Raw genomic sequence first — 10,611 nt, 5'->3', positions numbered from 1 at the left:
GGTTCCGATGTTGGCTCTGCCGTTGAACGTTCCGTCGCTCTTAAAAAGGAGGGCGTAGACGTTCTTCAGCGTTGTTGGCGCTTTGGTCATCGGACCGGAAACAGCAATGCTGTCCGCATCACTCGATACCAGTTCGTAGCTGAAGCCTGCTTGCGCGGCTTCGCTGCCTGAACGGGCACGCCGGACACCGGCTACTGACTCCTGAATGGGCGCAATTGCCGTGGCAAGGGTCAGGCTAATTGTATGCCCTCCGCCACCCGGCCCCACCAGGTCACTGTCGTTACACGACGGCAGGGTGGCCAGTAACGCGAAGGCGCCGGTTAATACTGTAACAAGTTGTTTCTTCATATCTGTTTATTTTTATTCATATTACGTTTCTATTACTTTTGGCTTGACCCAAAAGTAACCAAAAGGTCAAGGCTGCACCGTCCGGGCTACTCCGGCAAAAGACTTCGCTGAACCAGCGGAACTCGCTACGCTCAAACAGCCGCTGGTTTTAACGCTGCGTCTTTTACCTGCGCTTAACGCCCGGCCGCTGATGCCGCAAACAAGAAAGCGCAGCTTTCTTTTGGGATGGCCGATACGGTCTGCTCTTGACGAGCTTGTTTTCAATATGTCTGTTTTCGGTTACCTCTCTCTGGTTACCTTTTTTCAGCTATCTCTCTTCGATATGGCTTTAGCCTAAGCTCTATTGCCGTCTGCTTCAGCTGACAGACTAAAGGAATATCTATCTTTAGTGGCTTTAGCCAAATTTCTTTCCGGAAATCTACTTTTAACAATCCTTCTCAATTGGGCTAAACCCCTGGAAAGAGGAGAATCTACTGCCTCCGTCGGTTGAAACCGACGGCAATTGAAACCGGGCTAAAGCCATATTTTATCTGCCAATCAGATATCCTGTGCCTATGCCTGCTTTTTGCTCTTGACGAGCTTGTTTTCAATATGTCTGTTTTCGGTTACCTCTCTCTGGTTACCTTTCTTCAGCTATCTCTCTTCGATATGGCTTTAGCCTAAGCTCTATTGCCGTCTGCTTCAGCTGACGGACTAAGGGAGGCTTTCTGTATCGGCTTTAGCCAAATTTCTTTCTGGAAAGCTCTTTTTAGCTATCTTCTCCAATTGGGCTAAAGCCCTGGAAAGAGGAGAATCTACTGCCTCCGTCGGTTGAAACCGACGGCAATTGAAACCGGGCTAAAGCCATATTTTATCTGCCAATCAGATATCCCGGACACAGCGAACATAGTAGTTGTAGCCCGTCGTGCCGCCCCAACTGAAACTGTCAATGGTGAAGAAGTACAGTACGCAGCGCCTGTCGGCGTTGCCACCGTAGACCGAACTACTCCAGTAGACATTGCTGATGAACGCAGCGCAGCCGGCGCTTTGCAATGTAGCTCTATTATCATACATTCCTTTTAACTCTATAATTGTAGGAACACGCCAACCTGTACCTAATCCTTTACAATAGTCAATAGCGACAACGTAACTGGATATAGTAGTACCACGCTCAGTCTTTTCAACCTCGATAGAATATTCCTTAGTTAAAGTACAACTAGAAGATACACCGTTCCTATCGGAACCCGTTGTACCGGAAGAAGCGCCACCATCATAATTGAATGGAGGATAAGTAGTAAGGTTAGACTCTTTATTCTTATAAACATCGGCCAAGGCCTGGTTGATAGTGAGTACCGGAGCTGTAAAGTCTATATCACTATTATCGCTGCCCGGGTCACCCGGTTTGATATTTATCTGTCCGCCGGCAAGCTGGGCTACTGTAAAGGTTTGCGTAAAGCCGGTAAAGCTGCCGGTACCTTTTACCGTTATGGTGGCGGTACGGGCGACACCCGTATTCTGGGCTACCGTATACGTAAAGCTCTTTGCACTGCCGGCCTGCGTATTGTCGCCGGTTTGAGAACCGTTTGCAATGGTACACCAGGAGGCGTTGCTGGTAGCCTGCCAGGGGATATTGGCGGTTACCGATACGGAGGTAGCAGCCTTTCCGTCTTTGGAAACACCCGTTACATTGCCGAACGAAGCCGGGAATACTACCCCGTACTGCGTAATTGTGTAACTCTTTTTATCGCTCTCGGTAGGAGTCACCGTGATTGTTGCTGTACGAGAACTGCCTGCAGTGGTATAATCCTTTAACGATATGGCAGGGTTAGCATTGTTGGTGCCCGAAGCCGTTCCTACTGTAGCAACAGAAGTGTTGCTCGAAGCCAATGTCCATGATGTGTTACTTGTGATTGCCAGAGCATGGCTGGAAGCCTGAGGGCCTGTTGTCATATTTGTTTTGTCTATATTCAGCCATGTGCCGGACAACTGGGCTACCGTAAAGGTTTTTGAAAAGCCGGTAAAGCTGCCGGTACCTTTTACCGTAACCGTAGCCGTACGCGATGTCCCTTCATTCTTAGCCACCGTATAGGTAAAATTCTGGTCACTGCCTGTCTGGGTGTTTGCGCCCGTATGTGTACTGCCCGTCTGGCTGCTGCCGTCGATGGTACACCAGGCGGCGTTGCTAGTAGCCTGCCAGGGGATATTGGCGGTTACCGGTACGGAGGTAGCAGCCTTTCCGTCTTTGGAAACATCCGTTACATTGCCGAACGAAGCCGGGAACACTACCCCGTACTGCGTAACAGTTGCCGTATTGGAACGTAGCGGCAGTTCGCCCACGGTAGTAAATGTAAGTGTAGACGAACGTTGGCCGGCAGTTGTATTGGCAACTACCGTAATGCTTTTGGAGGTCGTGCCGTTGCCCGAAGCCACGGTTACGGCAGAGCCTGCTACGGCGGCATTGGTGTTGCGGCCGGTCGTAGTAATGGTAAAAGCGCCGGTAGCGGGCTGCGGCCCTACGGTCTTAGTCTTGGGAGACGGGTCGGGCAAGGCTGCCGAGGCGGTAAACGAGGGCGCCGAGGCGGCATGGTATACCGTGCCCACCCCATTGGTAGAATAAACCGCATAGTAATAGGTCTGTCCGGCGGTCATAGCCGTCCAGTCCACCGTTTTGGCTCCCGGAGTAGCCGGAGAGGCAAAAGCCAGGCCGGCAGACGGGGTCGGCACAGCAGCAGACGGCGAGAGCGCACCCGGATTGCTCGTCCAGAGCTTTACGCCTGCCGTTGCAGGATAATCGTCCACAGCATTCAGGCGTTCCGGCAGCGTGCCCTGAAACTTAAGCTTGTTTACCTCGGTAGAGGTTACCGATGCAGCGGTAGGCGTGGCCGGATAGTTTTTCGTACGAAACGACTTCTCGGCCGAACTATATACATATCCTTGTGCGTTGGAGGCATAATGGTAATAATAATAATCGGTACCCGGCGTCAGCGGAGTAAGGGTTACGGCATTGCCCGAACCGGCCTGTCGCGTACCCTGTCCTTGTGCAGGTTGCAGGCCGGTTGTCAAAGCATATACAATCCCCCATGCCGTAGCATTGGCAACAGCGTTGCCCGAAGAGGCGGCACTGCGTCCGTCGGTTGCCGAAACGGGAGCCACCAGCGTGGTAAGTACCGGCGCCCCGTCCGCATTGGTGGAGAAAGAGGCCAGCTCGCCATACAATGTCTGGCCGCCACTAACGGCATAGGAACGGAAATAATATACCTTCTTGGCCGTAAGTCCGGTAAGCGAAGCCGTAAAACTGCCGCCCGACAGGTTGGCAGAAGCCAGCTTGGTTGCTCCCGAAGCACCTTCAAAAGAGGTTTCGGCCTTATAATAGAAACCGTATTCGGTAAGGTTCCCCTGATTGGAGAGGGTACCCCGAAGCGTAGCACCGGTAGAGGTGATACTTTGCACCAACGGGTCGGTATGCAGTTCGGGCATAAGCCCTGCTTCGGTCACACGGTTATCGCCCCCCGCCCCCTGCGAGATGGTACTGTTAAGGGTATAAACCGTATTGCGTTCGATATTGAAATCGGTTGTATTGTTGGCTCCCAGATAAAAGCTGTAGGTAAGCATGTGTGCAGGATTAGCCTTCTCTTTGGCCGTAAAAGCGATATATGTGCATTTGGCGGAAGGGGCGTTGGCGCCGTACTTGTCGGACGGGCGTGATATGCCCGGGGCGCTGCCCCGCTTATTGGCCGGCACATAGCGTACTACGGAAGTGGCCGGTTGGTCATCATTGTCGCCGTCGCAATCGGTCAGGGTAAACGATATGGAGCCAAACGGAGCCGATTCGTCCGGACAGGTATCCCCGGCAGGCTCTATCAGAGGCATCGACTGGGGCACGTTCATGATCTTTCCGCTGTTTGCATCCGCCAGATAGCCTTTCAATCCATAGCGAAAGTCCAGCTTCAGGCAGGCGGCTATGCGTTTGAGTTGTACCCGCACCACATCCTGGCTACCGCTTTGCTGTATCAGGCCGGATTCGGCACCGTCTACCGTAAGGCGTACCACATTTACGCCGGTAAGCGCTCCTGCCAGAGGTATGTCGTTGTCCGTAGGCGATGGGAATTTGGCGTACAGGTCATAAGTTGCCGTTTTGAGACCCGATTCGGTAGCAAAGGCGGCATCTCCCCCGCTGGTTGCAGTTTCGTTTACCACCAGCACATACACATTACAGCCTTCGCCCGCCACCAGTTTGGCGCTGATGGAGTTGCCGATGGTATAGTTATCGATATCCGTCTTTCCCGTATTCTGCAAAGTGCCTCCTTTGTATTGAAGTACAATAGCCCGTGCATAGGTAGGTTGGCTCGCCCGGGTAACGTCCGGCAAGCTGTCGGCCGGTGTTTGGGCCAGAGGAAATCCCCGGTCGTTGCTAAGGCTATCGGCCTCGCATCCGGCAACACCCACGCTTTTGGTATCTACCGGCGTAACGGTTTGCAAAGGGATCACCCCGGCGGGTATCTGCACGGATAAAATACTGCCGGAAGGTAGCACCGGCTCTTCGCCTTCTACCTCCGTTCCTGTACAGCCCCCTGCCAGCCATAGCAGCAGCAAGGCCAACACAGGCAGCGCTTGTAGTGATTGTCTTTTCATATCTTTACTGTTCTTTATTATCTTTATTGTTGTATGCACCGTACCGGCAGGGCAAGGTGAGAGTCCGTCACCTTACCGGGTGACACGCTGCCACCCGTACGCGTGGTAAACTCCAATGCGTACGCGTGGGAAGCATCCACGTTGCCGGATGTCCAGAGGGCTCCCGTTCCATAGTCGGAATAGCCTGATTGCGAGCGCCATCCGACAGCAAAGAACCAGGCATTGCAACCGTTTTGTATGTATAACGTTCCGGCATCGGTAGACCTGTCAAAATAAGAAAGTATGCCATAGTCCGCCAGGTCGTCAAAGGCGCCTTCGGGTGCTACTTTCCAGCCGGCCGGACAAGGGTCGGCTGCCGTTTTAGCCGTTGCCCATGCTCCACCGGCTGCGGCGGTTGTCTGGAATCCGGACGGGGTTATCTCCGTTCCGTTTATATCGTATACGGGCATTGCCGAAGTCTGGTTAATGCGCTGTGCCGCCGGCCAGGGTAGCGGGTAGCCCCACTGGTAAAGCATACCGAAGTGGAAAGAGGCGTCGAGCGCTACCTGCGCCTCATCGAGCAAAGTACCTGTAGCCTGGCTCCCCAGGTCGCGGTCCATGATGGCTTTGCCATCCCCTGCAACCGCCTTGTATTTGGCTCCGTAGGTTTGTACGCGCCCTCCGGCTACCACCTTCGAGGCATTTATTCCATTTACCGCGAATCCTTCCGGGCGGTAAGGGGTTACCCATATATGCCATCTCCACACGGTTGCTCCGCCCTTTGTACCCTCTATCACAGCATTAGCCGCCGATACTTCGGGGTTGATATGTGCCAGTACGGTCGTGTTGGCAGCATCATACATGAGGTCTATCCCCTTGGTCAGAGGGAGTTTGCCGGAAGCAGTTCCGTTGTCGCGCGTTTGCCACAACAGGGTTACGGCATCAATATCTTTCAGTGCGCCGAGCGCATCTTTGGGTTCGAACATCAGGGTCTGCCCCGGGCATGCCATCTGGCAGTTGGCTGCAGCTTGCACGGCAGGCGTTGCGAAGGTATATACCGGCCCGTAGGTTTCGCCCTGGCTGTTGGCCGCAAAAGAACGTATATAATAGGTAGTGCCCTGCTGCAATCCGGTAAGCTTGCCTTCATATTCCCCGGAGATAAAATTGCCTCCGGAGATGGCCGAAGTCACGTTTGTCCCTCCTTCTATCAGGCCGGCTTCGTTGCTCACCGTTGCCGAATAGACAAATCCGCGGCGGGTAGTGCTTCCGTCTACCGTCATCGACGAAACGGCTACCGCCTCACTACGTCCGGTCTGCCTGACCGACTTCACGGCATCCATCACCGGCACGGTATTGGGGTTGTTGTCTATCTCTCCGGCTTCGGCCAGTGCGGTGTAGGCTTGTCCGTACACCCGGATGCGGCTGTCGGAGGTATTTTTCCCACGGATGGTGATACTGATGTTGTAAGCCGAATTGCGTGCCAGGTTGTAGTCGGTTACCGAGTTGCCCCCTATGTAGTTGCGATAGACGGCGCCGTATGTATAATTGCCCACCGTATAGTCTCCTGTAATCTCGACGTAGGTAGCCGCATCGCCTTCGCCGGCTTGCACGGCATTCAGGTTGGCCGCCGTTTTGCCGGACGAGCTTGTCGCCGTACCGGTTCCGCGCCGGTTTTCGGGCATATACCAAAGTACGGAAACTTCTCCTGTCCCGTTCTTCGTAATGTCTCCGTAGTTGTCTATCGGGGTTATGCTTGTTTTTGCAGGAAACGGCGTCGCCGCAGAGGGTGCCAGCCAGGCGGCATCGGGCACGTGGTTCAGCCGTACGGACGATATTTTAAAGTTCTCGCCGTTGGGCAATACGGACTTAACCGTCAGGTTTACTTTAGCCAGCATACGTTCCATCTGTATGGTGGCCACAATGGGGCTTCCGCCGTCGGCATTGCTTTTTATCTCTCCGTCCCAATATCCTACCATGGGAATCGTACCATTGCTAAACAGGTCGGGCTCGTCGGTTATCGTCTGTTTAATAGCTTTAAAAGCCGACAGCGCCGATCCGTCGCCCAGTCCGTTAAGCGCTGTCCCCAAAGCAGAGGCGGCAGGGCAGTTTGCTACAAACACCAGTGTTTGCGAAGTGCCCGGCACCAGGTTGTTCAGGTTCTGGTCGGCCGGCGACAGGGTAGCGCCTTCGTAGGTATTCTTGCCTGCCAAAGTGGCGGCATCGCCCGTGCCGTTGTATTGTAATACCCAAAGATGGATTATCGTATTCTCGTCTACCCCGGTAGCAGCCGATGTGCGGGTAAGAGGAACCTTGCGGACTTCCGCACCGGGCTGTTCGTCAAGGCTGATAGCCGTAAGCCTGAGCGACAGGTTGCCTTGCGGCACCAACGTATCGAAACTGTCTGTGCAGGCAGAAAGCAGCAGCAAACACCCTGCCGCTATAGCCCAGCTTGTATATGTATGTTCAATTCTTTTCATCCTATATCTCTTTTAAAGCATTATACACCCATGTCATCACCGTATGTTATACCGGTCCATTGCCCTGCCAGTATTTCCTGTCCGCTTCCTCCCATGCTGCCGTCCCAGCCAAGCCGGTTCCAGTCCGTAACCACCAGCATAATATCTCCGCCTTCGCGGAGGTCTCTCACCCGTATCCGGAAATGGTAATATTTTCCGGGATCAAACATACGGTTCTCTATTTGTCCTTTGACAGTACAGTTTGTCATCCCCTTGCCGTCACCCAAGTCTATCTGCGTGTCGATGGCTATATTGAAGTCTCCCACCGGCCGTGGCAACACCACGCGGTCTTGCCTGTAACCCGTTTCGGGGGCGGATTGCGGTGCAAAAGCATCGAAGCGGAGGGTGTCCAGTCCGGCTACAGTCCGGAAGTTGCCTCCCGTATCATCCAGTTTAAAGGCAACCGGCCCGTGCGGCTGACTGTAGAGAACCATCTGCGAGGGCTGCCCCAAGGCCTGGTAGGTGGCATCGGCCGCCTTCTCTATCACAAACTCCAAACGGCTCGCCTTATGTGCCAGCGGGGTAAGCGTAACAACAGCCCCTTCGGACACAGACACCTTCGTCATACTGGCATGTATATCCTGCCCATGGGTAAATGCCACGGGCGTTACTCCCAATACCGGCAAGACGCTTTCGCCCGGCATCAGGGCGTAGAAGTGATAATTGCCGGCAGAGAGTTCCAGGTCTGAATCTCCGGAAACCACCGTCATTTGCCCGTCCGTTACGTCATACAGTTTCTGGCCTGCCGGCTGATCGGTCGTAATGCTTGCCCCCGCCGGATAAACCAGCAGGCGCAACCGTCCCGAAGCCACTATTTGTGCCGCACGGGTAGCCGTCCCTTCTTCTATGCGCAAGGGGGCAAAACGAACGGTATAACTTTGCCCGTCTGTTACGGGTTTCTTGCCCGGACCGGGTACAAAACCGTCCATTTGCGTACAAGCTCCCAGAATCGACAGCAACATAAAGCATACTATACAGATTCCTGCCAGCCAAAAGCGCAAGCCCGGCGATCTTTTCCGTCTATTATATTCATGTATTCCCTTCGTACACATTTTTTCCATCTCTCTTATTTAATTTGCATCAGTTACGCCGCCATCAATATTCTCCCAATCTTCCAGCTTCACGCCACGTATGCTCAGCCCTTTATCATTAAGCACCAACACAATCCGATGGGCGTAGCCGCCACCAAACCCGCCTTCGTCCGGCTTTACCGTCAAGTCGGTAAAAGTCCCGACCGAGGTTTCCACATCCGCCAGGTAAGAACCGGCCGGAGGCAAAAGGGCATATCCCACCGCATCCGGCGCCGCTTCGTTGTGTGAAGTAACCAGTACCGTTTTCGTTTCATCGTTCTTGTCTTTATAGAGCACGGACGGAAGTGCGGCAACTGTGGAAAACGACACTTGTTCCGCTCCTTCCCCTACCACCGGCTTTAATCGTACGGTAGCAGTAGCCGCAACGTTCTTCCAGGTTACCTTTGTGATACGGAAGTCGTTCAGCCCGGCCAAGTCTTTTGCCGTACGGATAGCCGCCAGTTGCACCTGCGAAAGCAGATGATTGAATTCCATCACTTTATCTTTAGTAGCATCCGTATTACCACAAATACGAAACCCGTCCCACCGGTTGCCTTTCAGCGGAGCTGCATACATCAGGTCGGAATTGCCGTCAAGCGTGTACACCGCCGTGCCGTCACCGGGCAGGATAGCTCCCTGCGGATTTAAGCCTGCCACATAAATATTATCACCCAGCGAAGGGTAGACAGGTGTTTCGCCCTCATAGGCAACTTCTCCGGCAACATCTACAGTTGCATTTTTCTGCCAACGCAACCCGCCGCTAAAATCTTCCCTGTCCGAACATACCAGTACCGGACCGAAAGCATCCCCTTCGTTCACCACTGCACGGGTAGTGCTGCCGGCACGAAGAGTAACGGGCACCGGCATCTCTTGCTCCGGAGTTTCCTCCTCCCGGCCGTCCATTTCACCGGCCGTACATCCAACCTGTATAAGCAGGCAGAACAGGCCAAACAGAATATATCCGTATCGTTTCATATCTTCTCTCTCTTTTATTTTGTATCCGGATGGAGAACCTTCAACCCCACCCGGCCTATATCAGATGCCTCCCGATGCAGGGAGTATGTACATTTTACAGATTATAATTCCGCTTCACCGGAATCGCCTTCAGCCCATTCGATTACAGAAGCCGAAACGTTCAACTGGATCTTGCTCTGGTCTGCGTATGCAGGAGCATTGAACTTCAAAGAGATCTTATGCTTCTTGCCCACTACAGATACCAGGTTGCTGGTTGCGTCTTTCTTGATCAATACGTTCGGGAATGTCTTATCCTCTCCGTTTACAGAAATTACCACATTCAGGCGTATTTCGGCAGAAGGAGCCACCATAACCGGATCGCAAACGCTTTTCAATTCATCAGTCAGCGCTTCGCTGCTTACATTCTGTACAGACAGGTTAGCCTTGTTTGTCCATGTGATGGCACCGGTTGCCACATTCATGCTTTTAGGCACCTGTGCATTAATAACTTCAATACTCTTGATAGTAACCGGGCCGGCAAATGCACCGCCTGTTGTAGGATTGTATGCTACGGTATCAGCCATGAAATAAAGCTGTGAAGTCTGGTGGCTGAATTCCAAAGAGGCATTTGCTGAAGCTGCTGCCTCTGCTGTTTTAAAGTCTACAGGTTTGGCAAACATCACGTCTTGCTGTCCGTCGGTAGAAGCAAACGTAACGGTTTGGTTATTCAACGTACCGCCTGCAGGATGAACGCCGGCAACATAAGCACGTAAGGTTGACTCGTTCCTATCACCCGGATAATACAATATCTTGGTAAGAGACACTGCCTGGGCTGTTGCATTTGCAGTAAACGTACCGGTAGTTTTATCATAAAGAGTAGACAATGTATCCGTATTTATAACACCATCAGCCTGAGTAGCCATAAAGCATAAGAAATCGGCTGTTACATTGTCATTCGTACTAATAGGAGTACGGGTGATAACAGAGCGGGTTGTCATACCATCTACACCGGTACCTATTTTCAATTCCATTCTATCGCCTTCGACCGGTACTTCGGGACCATCGAATTCGTTGTTGCTGCAACTTGTCATTGCAACGGCTGCCATAGCAACCATAATCATACTTTTGTTCAT

At 52.9% G+C, this 10,611-nt stretch carries 6 protein-coding genes; all 6 read right to left on the bottom strand.

Annotated features, from left to right (window positions below; all coding sequences use genetic code 11):
• A partial coding sequence (locus C4S38_RS11370) for a hypothetical protein (protein WP_146059480.1) occupies window positions 1-348 on the bottom strand: 348 nt, incomplete at its 3' end.
• An 861-nt stretch (window positions 349-1,209) separates the two neighbouring features.
• The gene (locus C4S38_RS11365) at window positions 1,210-4,959 is read right to left on the bottom strand and encodes a BACON domain-containing protein (RefSeq protein ID WP_103983838.1); all 3,750 of its coding nucleotides are present in this window, start codon (window positions 4,957-4,959) and stop codon (window positions 1,210-1,212) included.
• Between the two features lie 23 nt (window positions 4,960-4,982).
• Complete coding sequence (locus C4S38_RS11360) at window positions 4,983-7,415, bottom strand: DUF4906 domain-containing protein (RefSeq protein ID WP_103983837.1); 2,433 nt, start codon at window positions 7,413-7,415, stop codon at window positions 4,983-4,985.
• Window positions 7,416-7,435: 20 nt separating this feature from the next.
• Window positions 7,436-8,515, bottom strand: a complete 1,080-nt coding sequence (locus C4S38_RS11355) for a BF2992 family fimbrillin-A clan protein (RefSeq protein ID WP_103983836.1) — start codon at window positions 8,513-8,515, stop codon at window positions 7,436-7,438.
• Window positions 8,516-8,524: 9 nt separating this feature from the next.
• Window positions 8,525-9,499, bottom strand: a complete 975-nt coding sequence (locus C4S38_RS11350) for a fimbrillin family protein (RefSeq protein ID WP_103983835.1) — start codon at window positions 9,497-9,499, stop codon at window positions 8,525-8,527.
• A 101-nt stretch (window positions 9,500-9,600) separates the two neighbouring features.
• Window positions 9,601-10,611, bottom strand: a complete 1,011-nt coding sequence (locus C4S38_RS11345) for a fimbrillin family protein (protein WP_103983834.1) — start codon at window positions 10,609-10,611, stop codon at window positions 9,601-9,603.

Source organism: Parabacteroides chinchillae (assembly GCF_900108035.1).
Lineage (GTDB): Bacteria > Bacteroidota > Bacteroidia > Bacteroidales > Tannerellaceae > Parabacteroides > Parabacteroides chinchillae.
Note: the sequence above shows the minus strand (reverse complement) of the source record. Positions and strands in the feature narration are given on the sequence as shown.

Coding starts and splice junctions, on each gene's coding strand:
- C4S38_RS11365 (WP_103983838.1), bottom strand. CDS start 4,959: ATGAAAAGACAATCACTACAAGCGCTGCCTGTGTTGGCCTTGCTGCTG.
- C4S38_RS11360 (WP_103983837.1), bottom strand. CDS start 7,415: ATGAAAAGAATTGAACATACATATACAAGCTGGGCTATAGCGGCAGGG.
- C4S38_RS11355 (WP_103983836.1), bottom strand. CDS start 8,515: ATGGAAAAAATGTGTACGAAGGGAATACATGAATATAATAGACGGAAA.
- C4S38_RS11350 (WP_103983835.1), bottom strand. CDS start 9,499: ATGAAACGATACGGATATATTCTGTTTGGCCTGTTCTGCCTGCTTATA.
- C4S38_RS11345 (WP_103983834.1), bottom strand. CDS start 10,611: ATGAACAAAAGTATGATTATGGTTGCTATGGCAGCCGTTGCAATGACA.